Origin of the sequence: Herbaspirillum sp. C7C2 (assembly GCF_022627865.1) — a bacterium.
Classification (GTDB): Bacteria; Pseudomonadota; Gammaproteobacteria; order Burkholderiales; family Burkholderiaceae_D; genus Herbaspirillum; species Herbaspirillum frisingense.
On sequence record NZ_JABXGI010000012.1, the window covers coordinates 77,253 to 92,818 of the forward strand.

19 protein-coding genes are annotated in these 15,566 nt (G+C 63.8%); 18 read left to right on the forward strand and 1 reads right to left on the reverse strand.

All coding sequences use genetic code 11. The features are described 5' to 3' along the window. Window positions 1-213 precede the first annotated feature (213 nt). A complete protein-coding gene (locus HWE04_RS16090; RefSeq protein ID WP_006461877.1) occupies window positions 214-402 on the forward strand; it encodes a hypothetical protein in 189 nt (62 codons plus the stop codon). A 38-nt stretch (window positions 403-440) separates the two neighbouring features. Further along, window positions 441-1,601 carry a zinc-dependent alcohol dehydrogenase gene (locus tag HWE04_RS16095; protein WP_241813027.1) on the forward strand — a complete coding sequence of 387 codons (1,161 nt, stop codon included), beginning with the start codon at window positions 441-443 and terminating at the stop codon, window positions 1,599-1,601. Window positions 1,602-1,647: 46 nt separating this feature from the next. On the opposite strand, the gene HWE04_RS16100 is transcribed toward HWE04_RS16095, so the two are convergent. Next, window positions 1,648-2,292: a TetR/AcrR family transcriptional regulator gene (locus tag HWE04_RS16100; RefSeq protein WP_039874213.1), complete on the reverse strand. Its 645-nt coding sequence runs from the start codon at window positions 2,290-2,292 to the stop codon at window positions 1,648-1,650. Window positions 2,293-2,684: 392 nt separating this feature from the next. On the opposite strand from HWE04_RS16100, the gene HWE04_RS16105 reads away from it, so the two are divergent. From HWE04_RS16105 to HWE04_RS16180, 16 genes are all read left to right on the forward strand, one after another. Continuing rightward, window positions 2,685-3,962 (forward strand): aromatic ring-hydroxylating oxygenase subunit alpha, encoded by a 1,278-nt coding sequence (locus HWE04_RS16105; protein WP_241813028.1) that lies wholly within the window; start codon window positions 2,685-2,687, stop codon window positions 3,960-3,962. Window positions 3,963-3,975: 13 nt separating this feature from the next. Then, window positions 3,976-4,350 carry a hypothetical protein gene (locus HWE04_RS16110; protein ID WP_006461873.1) on the forward strand — a complete coding sequence of 125 codons (375 nt, stop codon included), beginning with the start codon at window positions 3,976-3,978 and terminating at the stop codon, window positions 4,348-4,350. A gap of 30 nt (window positions 4,351-4,380) precedes the next feature. After that, complete coding sequence (locus HWE04_RS16115; RefSeq protein ID WP_077236929.1) at window positions 4,381-4,794, forward strand: cupin domain-containing protein; 414 nt, start codon at window positions 4,381-4,383, stop codon at window positions 4,792-4,794. A 1-nt stretch (window position 4,795) separates the two neighbouring features. Beyond that, window positions 4,796-5,164 (forward strand): cupin domain-containing protein, encoded by a 369-nt coding sequence (locus HWE04_RS16120; RefSeq protein ID WP_241813029.1) that lies wholly within the window; start codon window positions 4,796-4,798, stop codon window positions 5,162-5,164. Continuing rightward, complete coding sequence (locus tag HWE04_RS16125) at window positions 5,161-6,426, forward strand: NAD(P)/FAD-dependent oxidoreductase (protein WP_241813030.1); 1,266 nt, start codon at window positions 5,161-5,163, stop codon at window positions 6,424-6,426. The genes HWE04_RS16120 and HWE04_RS16125 overlap by 4 nt, the downstream gene beginning before the upstream one ends. Then, window positions 6,423-6,977: a nuclear transport factor 2 family protein gene (locus HWE04_RS16130; RefSeq protein WP_006461869.1), complete on the forward strand. Its 555-nt coding sequence runs from the start codon at window positions 6,423-6,425 to the stop codon at window positions 6,975-6,977. Before HWE04_RS16125 ends, HWE04_RS16130 begins: the two co-directional genes overlap by 4 nt. 5 nt (window positions 6,978-6,982) lie before the next feature. Continuing rightward, window positions 6,983-7,867 (forward strand): dihydroorotate dehydrogenase electron transfer subunit, encoded by an 885-nt coding sequence (locus HWE04_RS16135; protein ID WP_077236932.1) that lies wholly within the window; start codon window positions 6,983-6,985, stop codon window positions 7,865-7,867. Continuing rightward, complete coding sequence (locus HWE04_RS16140) at window positions 7,861-8,799, forward strand: dihydroorotate dehydrogenase (RefSeq protein ID WP_241813031.1); 939 nt, start codon at window positions 7,861-7,863, stop codon at window positions 8,797-8,799. Before HWE04_RS16135 ends, HWE04_RS16140 begins: the two co-directional genes overlap by 7 nt. Then, window positions 8,796-9,176, forward strand: a complete 381-nt coding sequence (locus tag HWE04_RS16145; protein ID WP_241813032.1) for a non-heme iron oxygenase ferredoxin subunit — start codon at window positions 8,796-8,798, stop codon at window positions 9,174-9,176. Before HWE04_RS16140 ends, HWE04_RS16145 begins: the two co-directional genes overlap by 4 nt. Next, window positions 9,173-10,207, forward strand: a complete 1,035-nt coding sequence (locus HWE04_RS16150) for an asparaginase domain-containing protein (protein WP_006461865.1) — start codon at window positions 9,173-9,175, stop codon at window positions 10,205-10,207. The genes HWE04_RS16145 and HWE04_RS16150 overlap by 4 nt, the downstream gene beginning before the upstream one ends. A gap of 99 nt (window positions 10,208-10,306) precedes the next feature. Then, window positions 10,307-10,855, forward strand: a complete 549-nt coding sequence (locus HWE04_RS16155; RefSeq protein WP_241813033.1) for an SRPBCC family protein — start codon at window positions 10,307-10,309, stop codon at window positions 10,853-10,855. An 88-nt stretch (window positions 10,856-10,943) separates the two neighbouring features. Beyond that, window positions 10,944-12,137, forward strand: coding sequence for an ABC transporter substrate-binding protein (locus tag HWE04_RS16160; RefSeq protein WP_241813034.1), 1,194 nt, complete (start codon window positions 10,944-10,946; stop codon window positions 12,135-12,137). Between the two features lie 11 nt (window positions 12,138-12,148). Further along, on the forward strand, window positions 12,149-13,057 hold the full coding sequence (locus HWE04_RS16165) for a branched-chain amino acid ABC transporter permease (protein ID WP_077236967.1): 909 nt from the start codon (window positions 12,149-12,151) through the stop codon (window positions 13,055-13,057). Next, on the forward strand, window positions 13,054-14,076 hold the full coding sequence (locus HWE04_RS16170) for a branched-chain amino acid ABC transporter permease (RefSeq protein ID WP_241813035.1): 1,023 nt from the start codon (window positions 13,054-13,056) through the stop codon (window positions 14,074-14,076). The genes HWE04_RS16165 and HWE04_RS16170 overlap by 4 nt, the downstream gene beginning before the upstream one ends. Beyond that, complete coding sequence (locus HWE04_RS16175) at window positions 14,073-14,840, forward strand: ABC transporter ATP-binding protein (RefSeq protein ID WP_006461860.1); 768 nt, start codon at window positions 14,073-14,075, stop codon at window positions 14,838-14,840. The genes HWE04_RS16170 and HWE04_RS16175 overlap by 4 nt, the downstream gene beginning before the upstream one ends. Further along, entirely contained in the window at window positions 14,833-15,552 is a 720-nt protein-coding gene (locus HWE04_RS16180; RefSeq protein ID WP_006461859.1) for an ABC transporter ATP-binding protein, read from the forward strand. Before HWE04_RS16175 ends, HWE04_RS16180 begins: the two co-directional genes overlap by 8 nt. The last annotated feature ends 14 nt before the right edge of the window (window positions 15,553-15,566 follow it).

Here is a 15,566-nt window from a genome sequence, read left to right on the forward strand (position 1 = left end):
CGCCGACAGGCGCGACGGAATCAGCGAGGGTGCTGCTCCCCCCAGCCGACTCATCAAGCCCGACCGACATGTCCGACAGCAGCCGCCCACAAGCCTTGGCGGGTCGCACTGATGGCCCGGTTCGAGTGGCTTGGCCTAGTCTGGGTTTCAGTCCGGCAGACCATTAGTCGAGATAGCAGGGACCGTCCCCCCATCACTCTTGAGGAGAACGCCATGGCCATCGAATCGAAATTGCCCACCCGCGCCAACCCCAGCCCCGCCCAATCCAGTGACCAGGCCACTGCGCAGCCGGCGCGTGGCGATCACATCGAGAATCGCGAGACCAGCACCGACAACGCCAACAAGGAAATCGCCAAGCCCGAGTTCGACATCGTGCAGGACGACGCCCGCGCACCGCGCTGAGTCCGTTCCAGACCAGCCCACCAGAACAAGGAGATTCCATGCGCGCATTGCTTTATCACGCGGCCCACGACGTACGAGTGGAGACGGTCGCCGACCCCATCATCCAGGAAGCCGATGACATCATCCTCAAGGTCACTGCCACGGCCATCTGCGGCTCCGACCTGCATCTCTATCGCGGCAAGATACCGGCCATGAAGTCCGGCGACATCCTCGGCCATGAATTCATGGGCGTGGTGGTGGAAGTGGGGTCGGCCGTACAGCGACTCAAGAAGGGCGACCGCGTGGTGGTGCCCTTCGTGATCGCCTGCGGTCAATGTTTTTTCTGCGACCAGCACCTCTACGCCGCGTGCGAGACCACCAACCCCGACCGTGGCGCCATCATGAATGCCAAGGGCATACGCCCGGGAGCTGCCCTGTTCGGCTACAGCCATCTGTATGGCGGCATGCCGGGCGGACAGGCGGAATATGTGCGGGTACCGAAGGCCGATGTCGGCCCGATCCGCATCGACTCCGCCCTGGCCGATGAGCAGGTGCTCTTCCTGAGCGATATCCTGCCCACCGGTTATCAGGCGGTGAAGAATGCCGGCGTGCGCGAGGGCAGCAGTGTGGCCATCTACGGCGCCGGCCCGGTCGGCCAGATGGCTGCCGCGTGTGCGCGCATGCTGGGGGCGGAAAAGATTTTCATGGTGGACCATCATGACTATCGGCTGCGCTTCGCGGTGGAGCAGTACGACGTCATTCCGGTGAATTTCGATCATGTCGATCCAGGCGAATACATCATCGCCAATACCGCCGGTCGCGGCGTCGACGGGGTGATCGACGCGGTCGGTTTCGAGGCCAAGGGCAGTGTGCTGGAGACGGCGTTGACCACGCTCAAGCTGGAAGGCAGCAGCGGCCAGGCCCTGCGGCAGTGTATTGCTTCGGTACGACGGGGCGGGACGCTGAGCGTGCCGGGCTTCTACGCCGGCTTCATCCATGGCTTCCTGTTTGGCGACATCTTCGAGAAGGGTGTCACCGTCAAGACCGGCCAGACCCACGTACAACAGTACATGCCGGAATTGCTCAACAGCATCGAGGATGGCTGGTTGCGTCCGGAAGCGCTGATCACCCATCGCCTCCCGCTGGAACAGGCGGCCGAGGGCTACCGTATCTTCAATGAAAAGCGCGAGGAATGCCGCAAGGTGGTGCTGGTGGCCTGAATGCTGGATGGGCGCGCACATGGGGCGCGCATTCCGCTTTGTCTTGTTATTCCGCCCGCGCCTTGCGGGCGGTTCGCTTGGGGGCGGCCGGAGTTTCCGGGGCCGCTGCCGGCGCCTCCGTCTCGCCCAGCAGTAGATTGGTCATGATGTCGGCGATGGCACTGACATCGCGCACGTCGCCGAGATGCTGGTTGATGGTGAAGCCATCGAATGCCATCCAGATGACATGGGCCAGCAGGTCGTTGCGTACCAGGTGAGCACGCTCCGGGGGGAGGGACTCGCTGATCAGGGCCGTCAGGAAGGTTTCCACATCCATCAGCAGCGTATTGGGCTTGGTCATGCCCTGGGGCGACACGGCCAGGGCTTCGATCAGCGCGTTGGCGAAGGAATGATCGCTGGCTGGTATGTCGCCCCAGATCCCCGTGAAGACCCGGCGCAGGCGTGAGCGCGGCGTGCGGAACTTGCGGACCGACTCGGCCAGCGCCTGCAGCTGCTGTTCCAGCCAGGGCTGGTAGATCTCATAGAGGATGGCCAGCTTGGAATCGAAGTACACATAGAGATTGGCCACGGTCATGTTCGACGCCCGTGCGATCTCGGCCATGGTGGTCGGCGTATAGCCCTTGCGGGAAAACAGATCGAAGGCCGACTCCAGAATGGCCTCGCGCATGCCGCTCTTCTTGATTTGCGCCACGATTCCTCTTGCGTGCTGGTAATGAATGGCGTGGATTCTAGCACGCAAGCCCTTTCCTGCTGTCCCTGCCCCCCGATCTTCTCTCTTCCCCACAACGGTGAATCCTTTAAACAATATTCGCTTTTGAGCGCGATATTGGTGCGGTATAGGTGCGATGCCGGTGCGCTAAGAGGGCGAATCCGCTACCCCGGCGTGCGTCGCTGCAGCCCGCTGTCGTGTTGTGGTGCAGCATGCCGAAGGCGTGTCGCCAGGCCTTTTTCACCTGTCCTTGAAATCGATCAAAAACGCTTGACATTCATTTTTGCGGAATACAGAATGACATTCGTTATTAGGACGCATCTGTTCTCAGGCCCCTCTCTGATCGGGCCTGCCATCCACGAGTGAGGGAGCTCATGAACAAGGTCATCAAGCTGCATCTGCACGATCGCTATCCGGAACTGGGCAAGGGGCCTGTTCCTGTCGAGCCGTACATCTCCACCGCCTACTACGACAAGGAGCAGGCCAAGATCTTCAAGAAGACCTGGCTGCACGTGGGGCGCGTGGAAGAGATTCCCGCCGCCGGCGACTACTTCGTCAAGGACCTGGACGCCTGCGAAGCTTCCATCATCGTGGTACGCGACAAGCAGGGCGCAATCAATGCCATGCATAACGTCTGCTCGCACCGCATGAACCAGATCGTCTATGAGAAGCGTGGCCAGGCGCGCAAGTTCTTCTGCAAGTTCCACGGCTGGGCCTATGATCTGCAGGGCAACCTGACCGGCGTGCCGGAAGAGGGCTCCTTCTTCGATCTGGACAAGTGCGACCACGGTCTGTCGCGCGTGGCCTGCGAAGTCTGGCAAGGCTTCATCTTTATCAACCTCGATCCCACCCCGGAACTGTCGCTGGCGCAGTTCCTGCAACCCATGTTCGGTGATATCGAAGGCTATCCCTTCGACAAGATCACCACCGGCTTCCAGTGGACCACGGTGGTCAATTGCAACTGGAAGCTGGCGCTGGACGCATTCCAGGAGGCCTACCACGTGGCCTATGTGCACGGCCATTCGATCGCCGATGCCATCGACACCGCCGAAGACGGCGCCATGCCGCCCCTGGATGCACTGTGCGGACAATTTCATCGACGCCTGTCCATCGCCGGCAATCCCAAGTCGGTCTACGGCAATCCCAATGCGGTGACCGCAGGTGGCGCGGAGGCCAGCAAGGCCATCGCCGACTCGGCCGTGAAGAAGCCCATTGCTGCCGCTGCACTGCGCGCCGGCATGGGGGCGGCCAGCTACCACTTCCGCAAGGAAGACCTGCCCAAGGGCATGAACTGGACCGGCCACGAGAACTGGCTCTTCGACATCAATGTCGTGTTTCCGGACTTCTACCTGTCGCTGCGTCCGAACTACTTTCAGGCCTACAACTTCCGGCCGATCTCCCAGGGCAAGACCCTGCTGGAGGCGCGCGTGTACTACCCGGAAATGAAGACCGCCGGCGGTCGCTTCTATCTCGAATACATGAAGGTCGCCCTGCGCGATGTCCTGCTGGAAGACCTGAGCACCTTGGAACGCACCCAGAGCGCGGTGCAGACCGGCGTGAAGAAGGAAATGATCCTGCAGGACTACGAGCTGCTGGTGCGCCACGGCGCCCACGTGGTCGATCGCATCGTCAATGAAGAAACCAAGGCCTGAGGAGTCGCCCGCCATGAATTCGCCGCAACCAGCAAGCCCGCAAAGTGCCATCACCCTTCCCGCCGGTTTTGCCCATCTGATGCCGTTCAGCCATTGGAGCCTGGCCACCGAGACCGAGCGCACCCGCATGCGCAATACCAGCGCGTTCGCCGACATCGTGGCCTTCAAGGACGCCATGCTGGCCGATGTCGATGCCATCGTCGCCTACCTCAACGGCTTCGAACTGGATGCCATGCCGCCGCCGGAAGCAGCGCTGATGTACATGCTGCTGTCCCTGGCCGAGGTGGCGCCGGCGGTGGAAGCCTACCAGCAGCCGGGCGTGATCGATGGCTACGAGTTCTCGCGCTTCGTGGCCGATGAGAAGTTCGTCATGCGTCCGCCGATCTGAGCCGACGCTGTCATCAACCAAGGAGCTTTCATGCCCAAATGCAGAGTGTTCGCCATCGACGATAACCTCAAGGAGATCGTGGCCGATGGCTTGTATGGCAAGCACATGTTCGGCGCGTCCGTCAGCGTGGCGGTGGTCAAGTTCGTCGCCGCGCAGGGGCATGACCTGCCTGCCAAGTCGCATAGCCACGGCGAGGAAGCGTCCTTGCAGCTGCTGGGTGGCTGCTCCGTTTTCGAAAGCAGTGACAGCGAAGAGACCGACCTCGAATCGGTGATGGATAGCGGTGATGCGCTCATCATTCCTGCCGGGGTTTTGCATTACGGCAGCAACCGCTTCGGTGCCGAGGGCGTGTCGCTGCGCCTGAACGTGGTGACCCCGGCGCGCAAGGAGTATGGCCCGGAGGATTCGACGCCGTATTACCCCCTCAAGAACAGGAGTCGCTGAGATGTCCAGCCTGTCGAACCCGACCGATCCGCATTGCCAGCCGTTGCAAACCGACTGGCAGAATCCGCAGGCAGCGCCCGGCATGCATACCGTCGAGGGCCAGCACCTGAATATCGGCATCGGCGTCTTCCGTCGTGGCCAGCACAGCGAGGTGCCGCCGCAACCGCAAGGCGAGGAAGTGGCAACCGTACTGGAGGGCATGTTCCTGGTCGAAGCCGCTGGCGAGCGCTACGAGCTGTCCCCGGGCGAGGGCATCATCATTCCACCCAATGAGCCGCGGCGCTGGACCTGTCAGAGTGAGCGAGGCGCGCTCTATCGCGTCATCACCCGCCTGGACCAGCTGTCGCCGGTCGAGGAGTCGTTGTCATGAACTACCATCAGTCGCAAGCGCAGGGTGCGACGCAGGATCAGCGTGTGTTGATCGTCGGCGCCGGGCATGCCGGTGGGCGCGTGGCGCAAGCCCTGCGCTCGGATGGGTTCGGTGGCCGCATCCTGCTGCTGGGTGCGGAGCCGCACACCCCCTATGAACGGCCGGCCCTGTCCAAGGAACTGCTGCTGGGCAGCAAGACCGTGGACGAACTGATGCTGGGGCCACGCAGCTTCTGGGAGGACCCCGCCATGGTCGAGCATCGCCAGGGCGTGGTCGCCCGTATCGACGACTTGCGTCAGGCCCATCTGCAGAGCGGCGAGGTCATCCCCTTCGACATTCTGGTCGTGGCATCCGGTGGTCAGGCTCGTGGCCTGACGATCCCCGGTGCGGATCTGCCCGAAGTCAGGGTCCTGCGCACCATCGAAGACTGCCTCGCGTTGCGCCCGGCCATGGCCCAGCAGCGTCGTCTGCTGGTGATCGGTGGTGGCGTGATCGGCATGGAGGCGGCGTCCTCGGCGGCTGCCCTGGGCATGGAAGTGACCGTGGTCGAAGGCGGCGCCCGGGTGATGGCGCGTTGCCTGCCGCCGGAAGGGTCGCAGTGGCTGCAGGCGCTGCACGAACAGCGCGGCATCAAGGTGCTGACCGGCGTGAGCGTATCGGGCATCGCGAAGACGACCGAAGGATTGCGCATCGACGCCCAGTGCGCCGGACAGGAAATGGCGCTGGAGGCCGACCTGGTGCTGGTGGCGGTGGGCATTTCGCTCAACACGGACTTCCTGGAAGGCAGCCCGGTACGCCTGGATAACGGCGTGCTGACCGATGCCTGGTGCCGCAATCCGGATGCGCCGTGGTGCTATGCCGTGGGCGACGTGGCCAACAGCTTCAGCCCCTTGTACGGGCGGGCATTGCGCCAGGAGACCTGGCGCAATGCCGAGAATCAGGCGCGTGCGGTATCGGCCGCCATCGTCGGCCGGCCGGAGCCGTATATCGAAGTACCGTGGATGTGGACCGATCAGCTCGATCGCAATATCCAGGTGGTCGGCATCTATACGCCGGGCGACCTGGTGATATCGCGCATTCCGCCAGGGGAGCGGGCCGGCGTGCTGCTCTGGCTGCATGAGGGCAGGGTGGCCGGCGGCATGCTGGTCGACAGTGGCCGGGAGCGCCGCCAGCTTGAAGAACTGGTACGCCGCGGCTCCACCATCGATGCAGCGGTGCTGCGCGATCCTGCCATTTCGCTCAAGGAACTGGTGCGCTCATGAGCAACCTGGAACAACGTGTGGCCGCACTGGAAGCAGCCGAAGCGATCCGCCAGCTCAAGGCACGCTATGCCAGCCTGGCCGATCAGAAATATACGACCAACTACCAGCGGCAGCCGCCGCTGCGCATGGAGAAGATCGCGCTTGCCCAGGCCGCCTGTTTTACCGAGGACGCCATCTGGGAAGGCGGCGCCGAGTTCGGTGCCAGCCTGGTCGGGCGCGATGCGCTGGCGCAGTGGTTCATGCGCTCGCCCTGGTGCTATGCGCTGCATTACTACGGCAGTCCGGAGATCAGCGTCGAAGGTGACGTCGCCTCGGCACGCTGGCGACTGTGGCAGATCGCACTGCGTGAGCAGACCAAGAAGGCGGTGCTGCTGGGCGCGCTGACCTACGAAGAATATGCCCGCGACCAGCAGGGACAGTGGCTCTGTTCACGCATGCGCTTCGAGCAGACCCAGATGCTGCCCATCGATGCAGGAGCCTTCCCGCTGGTGACGTCCTTCGAGCAGATTACCGATGCCGCCGTGCGTGCATCCTCTTCCACCCACCTCTAGAGATCATGACCAACAGCGTCCCTATCCCGCTGCAGCCAGCGCCGAGTACAGCGGCCTCGTCCTGCGGCGGCCACTGCGCAGATTTCACCATCGCCGAGAACCTGTGCCAGGTACTGAGCAATGAGTGGGTCAACGCCGAGTACAAGCACCTGGTCCTGAAGGCGCCGCCAATTGCGCTGGCGGTGCTGCCGGGTCAGTTCTTCCACCTCAACTGCCCGCCCTCCGGCAACGACGTGCCTTACCTGCGCCGACCGATGAGCCTGTACCGCGTTTCGCCGCAGGACTGCACCATCGAATTCCTCTACAAGGTACAGGGCGCCGGTACCCGTGGCCTGGCCACCCTGGAGCCGGGCGCCACGCTGGACGCCTTCGGGCCGGTCGGCCAGGGCTTCACTCTGCCGCCGCAGGCCCGCCATGTGCTGGTGCTGGCGCGCGGCGTGGGCCTGGCCACCATGGCCCCGCTGGCCCAGCACGCGGTGCAGCGCGGAGCAAGGGTGACGGCCATCCTCTCGGCGCGTTCGCCGGCCCTGGTGATGTCGGAGCAATACCTGCGCTCGGTGGGGGCAGATGTCATCGTGGTGCATGACCAGGATGGCAGCAGCGACATCGCCCACATCGAAAAGCTGGTACGTGAACGGCATGCGCAGCTGCCCTTCGACCTGCTGACCACCTGCGGCTCCAACCGCTTCCTGCTGGCGTTGCAGCGACTGGGCCAGGAGCTGGACGTGCCGGCCCAGGTGGCGCTGGAGCAATTGATGGGATGTGCGCTGGGCATGTGCTTTGCCTGCGTGCGGCCATTCCGCAAGAGCCCTGGTTCGGAAACGATGAGTTACAGACGCGTGTGCTGGGATGGCCCGGTGTTCGACGCGCAGGAGACAGTGACATGGTAGACATGAGCGTATCCATCGGTAAGCTGACCTTGCAGAATCCGGTCATGCCCGGCTCCGGGACCTTTGCCGAGGGCATGGCCAAGGTGATTGATCTCAATCGTCTGGGTGCCATCGTCACCAAGACCATCACCAGCGACCTGCGCGAGGGCAACACCCCGCCACGCGTGGCCGAGCTGCGCAATTCAACCTTGTTCTCCATCGGTATTCCCAGCAAGGGGCCGGAGCACTATCTGGAAGAGCTGGTGCCGTTCTACCGGAATTACACCCCCCCTCTGGTGGCCAGCATTTCAGCCAATACCGTGGAAGAGTTCGGCGAGCTGGCCGCACGCCTGAGCGTGCCGGGCGTGGCCGCCATCGAGGCCAATATCTCCTGTCCCAACCTGAAGAAGGATGGCCAGGCCTTCGGCATGGACCCACAGGCCACCGAAGCGGTGATCAAGGCGATGAAGCGCAACACCGACCTGCAGGTCTGGGCCAAGCTCTCGCCCAATGTCGGCAGCATCGCCGTGATTGCCCGTGCCGCCGAGCAGGGGGGCGCAGACGCCCTGGTCAGCTCCAACGCCATCCTGGCCATGGCCATCGATATCGAAAGTCATCAACCCAAGGTCGCCAACCTGATGGGCGGGATTACCGGCAGTGCCACCAAGCCCATCCTGTTGCGCATGGCTTACCAGGCGGCGCAGGCGGTCAGCATTCCGGTCATCGGTTGCGGTGGTATCGCCACCGCCGAGGACGCCATTGAATACCTGCTGGCCGGTTGCACGGCAGTACAGGTGGGCACAGCCAATTTCATCAGTACCAGCGCCATGCCGCGCGTCATCGACGACCTCCAGGCCTATTGTGTACGTCGCGGCATCACCCGCATCCGCGACCTGATCGGCGCGATGAAGGTGCATGAGGCCAAATTGCTGGAAGCGAGGGCCGGCCTGTGAATGGCATCCTGCCTATCGTGGCGGCAGACGCCCAGGCGTCCCCGCCGTCGCCCGATGCCCAGGGCTGGCTGACGCTGGGGCCGCTGGCCGAGGTGTTTGGTGATCGTGCGTGTCGCTCGCTGAAGCTGGGCGGTGTGCAGGTCGGCCTGTTCCTGGTGGATGGCGAAGTCTATGCCATCGACGACATCTGCAGCCATGGCAATGCGCGCTTGTCGGAAGGCGAGATCGACGGCTTCGAGGTCGAATGCCCCCTGCATGCCGGACTGTTCGACATCCGTTCCGGCAAGGCCTTGTCGGCGCCCTTGACACGTGATGTACGCAGCCACGAGATCCGTCTCGAAGAGGGTGTGCTGTACCTGCGTCTGGTGGCTTCATGAGCGGCCTGTCCCGCGCATCGGGTAAGCCACGGGTTGCTGTCATCGGCACCGGTGGCACCTTCGCCATGCATGCGCGGCATGCCTTCGACTGGGTCGAGTACAGCGAGAGCGGCGTGGTGCATCCCATCGACGATCTGGTGGAACAACTGGACCAGGTCGACCTGGATATCGAGATCCTGCCGCAGTCCTTCCGCATGATCGGCAGCACCGGCATCCTGCCGCAGGACTGGATGGAGCTGGCGCAGCTGATCAGGCGCACGGTGCAGGACGACCCCGGCCTGACCGGCATCGTCGTCACCCATGGCACGGCGACGATGGAAGAGACCGCATGGTTTCTGCAGCTGGCCACCGATATCCGCCAACCTATCGTGCTCACCGGAGCACAGCGTCCGCTGAACACGTCGGGCAGCGATGCCATGGCCAATCTGCGCGCAGCACTGGCGGTGGCGGCTGCCCCACAGGCCCAGGGGCAGGGCGTTCTGGTGGTGATGGATGGCATGGTTTTTGCGGCGCGCGATGTCAGCAAGGCCGCCAGTTTCGAGCTGCACGCATTCGAGGCCACGCCCTATGGCCCGCTCGGTCGGGTGGACGCTGATGGCAGCGTGGTGCTGCGCCGCCGCGTGACTTCATCGATATCGCACAGCATGCTGCCGGCGCTCGACATGTCGTCGAGCCGGACCTTGCCACGCGTGGATATGGTGGTGTCCTATGCCGGTGCCGACGGTGCGGCCATCGATGGCGTGCTGGCGGCAGGCGCCCGGGGAATCATCAGCATCGGACTGGCGCCCGGCCGCCCGGCCAATGGTGAACGCGCAGCCCTGCAGCGTGCAGTGGCGCAGGGTGTGGTGGTGGTGCAGGCCGCACGCGCTGCGCGTGGCGTGGTACCGCCGCAGGCCTTCCTGCAACGTGACGGGGTGCTGGCGGGAGGCGATCTGGCCGCCCCCAAACTGCGCATCCTGCTCATGCTGATTCTGGCGCAGTCGCCATTGCCGGATGCGGCCGCGATACAGGCGCTGCTGCTGGCGCATTGAAGGCCGCCAGCAGTCAGTAGCACGCCGCACGCAGTGCAGCGCCCACGGAGCGGGCGGACTATACGAATGACAGGCAATTGAAAGAGGAGCGAATCAAGCATGGAAATGATCAGCGAACGTCTGGTACCCGCCTCCCGGCAGGCGGTATGGGAAGCCCTCAACGATCCGGCCAGCCTGCGCGATTGCATCGCCGGCTGCGACCGGCTGGAGCAGGTCGGCGAGCATGAGTACGAAGTGGGCATGTCGATCAAGATCGGCCCGGTCTCGGCCAAGTTCAAGGGACGCATGAGCCTGACCGACATCGTGGCGCCGCAGTCCTATGCGATTACCTTCGAAGGCCAGGGCGGCATGGCCGGCTTTGCCAAGGGCAGCGCCGCAGTGCGGCTGGTGGCACCGGAAGAAGGCGAGGGCACGCTGTTGCAATACGAGGTAGAGGCCCAGGTCGGCGGCAAGCTGGCGCAGCTCGGTGCACGCCTGATCGACAGTTCGGCCCGCAAGATGGCCGATGATTTCTTTGCACGCTTCGTCAAGCTGTTCGAACCGGAGGCCGCCGCCGCACCCGCGGCCGATGGCCCGGGCGATCAGCCGGCGCAGGAGCAGCCGCGTCAGGGCGCCCTGCGCAGCATGTGGTCACGCGTAGCACGCTAGTGGGGCAGCACGGTCGCCCACGTTCAAGTTTTCCCGCACGCAGCAAGCAGCATTCGTAGTTCAACCTTAGCCACGAACAGGAATGAAAATGAAAAGATCTGCGGTAGTGAAGTCGATGGTGAGTGCCCTGGGGGCGTTGGCGGGGCTGGCAGTGCTGGCGTTTCCGCAGCAGGCCATGGCCGATATCAAGATTGGCCTGTCCGGCCCCTTCTCCGGGCCGATGGCTGCCGACGGCCAGGAATATATCGACGGCTTCGGCCTGGCCCTGGAGCAGCTTGGCAACCAGCTTGGCGGACAGAAGGTGCAGGTGCTGCAGGGGGACGACCAGATGAAGCCGGATGTGGGCTCGCAGGTCATGCGCAAGTTCATCGAGCTGGACAAGGTCGATGCCATCGTCGGCCTGGGCTACTCCAACATCATCATGGCCAATCTGCGACGACTCAAGGAATCCGGTGTGGTTTCCATCGCCGTGGCCGGCGGCCCCTCGCCGATGGCCGGTGCGGAGTGTGGCGCCAATGTGTTTTCCATCGCCTACCCCAATGACGGTTCGGGCGAAGCCATCGGCAAGCTGGTACAGAACAAGGGCTACAAGAATGTCTATCTGATGGCCCCCAACTACCAGGCCGGCAAGGACATGCTGGCCGGCTTCAAGCGCTGGTACAAGGGAGGCGTGGCCGCCGAGGTCTATACGCAGATCAACCAGACCGACTATTCGGCCGAGATCACCCAGCTGCAGCTGAGCAAGATGGATGCGGTCTTCATGTTCTACCCCGGCAGCATGGGCGTGAACTTTACCAAGCAGCTCAAGCAGGCCGGGGTGATCGGCAAGGTACCGGTGTATTCCACCTTCACCGTCGATGGTACCAATCTGCCAGCCCTGCGCGAGGCCGCCGTGGGCGTGATCAGCGGCAATACCTGGAACCCGTCGCTGGAGAATCCGGAAAACCAGAAGTTCGTCAAAGCCTTCGAATCCCGCTACAAGCGCGTTCCGAGTACCTATGCCGCCAATGCCTATGACGCGGCCTTCCTGCTCGATACGGCAGTGCGCAAGCTCAAGGGCGACACCTCCAACAAGGCGGCCTTCGCCGCTGCCGTCAAGGCAGCCGGTGCGGAGTTCAAATCGGTACGCGGTCCCTTCCGCTTCAACACCAACAACATGCCGATCCAGAACTACTATGCCTTCGAGATCGTCAAGGAAGGTGACCAGATCAAGGGCAAGCTGGTCGCCACCCCGCTGGTGGACCACAAGGACGCCTACGTGGCGGCCTGTCCCCTGAAGTGAGCGAGGCCATCATGCTACTGTTTGCGCAACTGCTCAACGGCCTCCAGTACGGGGTCTTGCTGTTCCTGCTGGCGGCCGGCCTGACCCTGGTGTTCGGCATCATGAGCTTCGTCAACCTGGCGCACGGTTCGCTGTACATGATGGGGGCCTACATTGCGGCCTCGGTCGCCAATGCCACCGGCAGCTTCCTGCTGGGGCTGCTGGCCGCGCTGCTGGGCTGCCTGGCCATCGGTGTGCTGCTGGAGCGGGTGGCGGTGGCGCGGCTGTACGACAAGAACCACCTGAACCATGTCCTGGCCACGTTCGGCATGATCATGTTCTTCAATGAACTGGCCTCGATGTTGTGGGGCAAGCAGCCCCTGTTCGTCTCGGTGCCACCGATGCTGGATGGTGTCATCAACCTGTTCGGCCTGCCCTATCCGCTGTACCGCTTTGCGGTCATCGTGGTCGGTCTGGCCGTGGCCGTCGGATGCTACTGGATGATCCACCGCACCCGCCTGGGCATGCTCATCCGTGCCGGCGCCAACAATGCGGCCATGGTGGGCGCGCTGGGGATCAACATCCGTTTCCTCAACGCCCTGCTGTTTGCCGTCGGTGCCGCCCTGGCCGGACTGGCGGGTGCCGTGGCCGGCCCCATCCTCTCGGTCCAGGCCGGCATGGGTGAGCCGGTCCTGATCGCCACCTTCGTGGTGATCGTCATCGGCGGCATCGGCTCGGTCAAGGGCGCGTTCTATTCGGCCCTGATCGTCGGTGTCGTCGATACCATGGGACGGGCCTTCCTGCCCATGCTGTTGCGTGAGATGGTCAGCCGCCAGCTGGCCGATGCGGCTGGTCCGGCACTGGCTTCCCTATTGATCTACCTGCTGATGGCGGCCGTCCTGGCGCTGCGTCCGCAAGGCCTTTTCGTGGCAAGACGATGAAGACGACTTCCTCCCTGTTCCGTCCCAGCCTGGGCATTCCCCTGCTGCTGTTGCTGGCGCTGCTGGCCGTGCCACCAGTGGCCGCTGCACTGGGTGCGCAGTTCTACGTGGGCTTTCTGGCGCGTGTGCTGATCTATGCGCTGGCCGCCAGTGCGCTCAACCTGGTGCTGGGCTATGCCGGCCTGATCGGCTTCGGACACGCGCTCTTCATTGGCCTGGGGGCGTATTGCGTCTCCCTGTCCTCGCTGGCCGGGCTGGAATCGGCGTGGCCGCAGCTGCTGCTGGTGCTGGTTTCGTGCGGCTGTATCGGGGCGCTCACCGGTGCCATCAGCCTGCGCACCCGTGGCATCGGCTTCATCATGATCACCCTGGCGTTTTCCCAGATGGGCTATTTCGTCTTCGTCAGCCTCAAGCAGTATGGGGGTGACGATGGCATGTCCATCATCGCCACCAGCCGGCTGGGCGCGGGGATCGACCTCGGTTCGGTGCTGCCCTTGTTCTATGCCGCCTGGGGCGTGCTGGCGGTGACCCTGCTGTGGATGCACCGGTTGCGGCACGCGCCCTTCGGCATGGCCCTGCGCGGCTCGCGCCAGAACCTCGCGCGCATCAGCGCACTGGGCTTCCCGGCCCGCCGTCTGCAACTGATCGCCTATGTGCTCTCCGCCATCCTGTGCGGCCTGGCCGGTTTCCTGCTGGCCAATCTGAATGCCTATGCCTCGCCGGGGCTGATGAGCTGGCAGGTGTCCGGCGAGCTGATCGTCATGGTCGTGCTGGGCGGCATGGGCAGCGTATTCGGTCCGTTGCTGGGTGCACTGGCGTTTATCTGCCTGGAGGAAGTGATGAAGTCCTATACCGAGCACTGGATGCTCATCTTCGGGCCGATGATCATCCTCATTGCGCTCATCGGTCGTGACGGGCTCATGGGTGCCTTGCACTGGCTGGATGTGCGGTGCTGCCAACGCGGCGCGTCCGGCCGTATCGATGCGACTGCCATCGTCGCCAATGGAGCCAAGCAATGAACGGCCTGCGTACCCAGGGATTGACCAAGCGCTTCGGTGGCCTGCTGGTGACCGACGACGTCAGCCTGGACATCCGTCCCGGCGAACTGCACGCCATCATCGGCCCCAATGGTGCCGGCAAGACCACCCTGATCAACCAGCTGTCCGGAGAGCTGCGGCCCGACAGCGGCCAGGTCTGGTTCGGCGATGAGGAGGTGACCACGCTGCCGCTGCATCAGCGCGCCTGCCGGGGCTTGCTGCGCTCCTACCAGATCACCTCCATCTTCGAAGAGTTCACCGTGATGGAAAACGCCGTGCTGGCGGCGGTCGGCGCGACTGGCGGCTACGGTTTCTGGCGTCCGATGATGGCCCGTGAGCAAGCCTGCCAGGACGCCCAGCAGGCACTGCTTGCCACCCGCCTGGAAGCCCGCCGCGATACGCTGGCAGGAGAACTGGGCTATGGCGAGCGACGCCAGCTTGAGCTGGCCATGGCATTGGCCGCGCAGCCGCGCCTGCTGTTGCTCGACGAGCCCATGGCCGGCATGAGCATCGAAGAATCGGCATCGGTGGTACAACTCTTGCAATCCCTCAAGGGCCGTTACTCGATGCTGCTCATCGAACACGATATGGATGCGGTCTTCGCCCTGGCCGATCGCATCACGGTGCTGGTGTCGGGTCGTGCCGCCTTCTGTGGCACGCCCGATGAAATTCGCAATCACCCCGAGGTCCGCGCTATCTACCTGGGTGATGAAGCAGGGACTTTTTCCGGAGCCGCTCATGGCTGAACAGTTATCCATCCGCGGGCTGCAGGCCTCCTACGGTCGGGCGCAGGCCCTGTTCGACATCTCGCTGGACCTGCAGCGCGGTGAGGTGATCACCTTGCTCGGTCGCAATGGCATGGGCCGATCCACCACCGTCAAATGCCTGTTCGGTCTGCTGCGTCCGAGTGCCGGCAGCATCAGCTTTGGCGGCCAGCGCATCGATACCCTGCCTTGTCACGAAGTGGCGCGCCGTGGCCTGGGGCTGGTGCCCGAAGGGCGCCAGATCTTCGCCGACCTGACCGTGGAAGAAAACCTGATCGCCACCGCACGCCCGGCGCGTGCAGGGCAGGCCGACAGTCGGCCCTGGACCTTGCGACGCGCCTATGAATTCTTTCCACGGCTGGCGGAGCGGCGTCAGAACATGGGTTCGCAGTTGTCCGGCGGCGAGCAGCAGATGCTGGCCATCTCGCGTGCGCTGATGACCAATCCCTCCCTGCTGGTGCTGGACGAGGCCACCGAAGGCCTGGCGCCGGTGGCGCGTGCTGATATCTGGCGCGCCCTGCACGAACTGAAGAAAGAAGGGTTGTCGATGATCGTCATCGACAAGAACATCCAGTCGCTCATGGGACTGGCTGACCGCCATTATGTGGTCGAGAAGGGACGTATCGCCTGGAGTGGAAGCTCACAGCAGTTGCAGCAGGACCCATCCCTGGTGCATCGTTACATGGGCGTGTGAGCGTGTGCATCCCG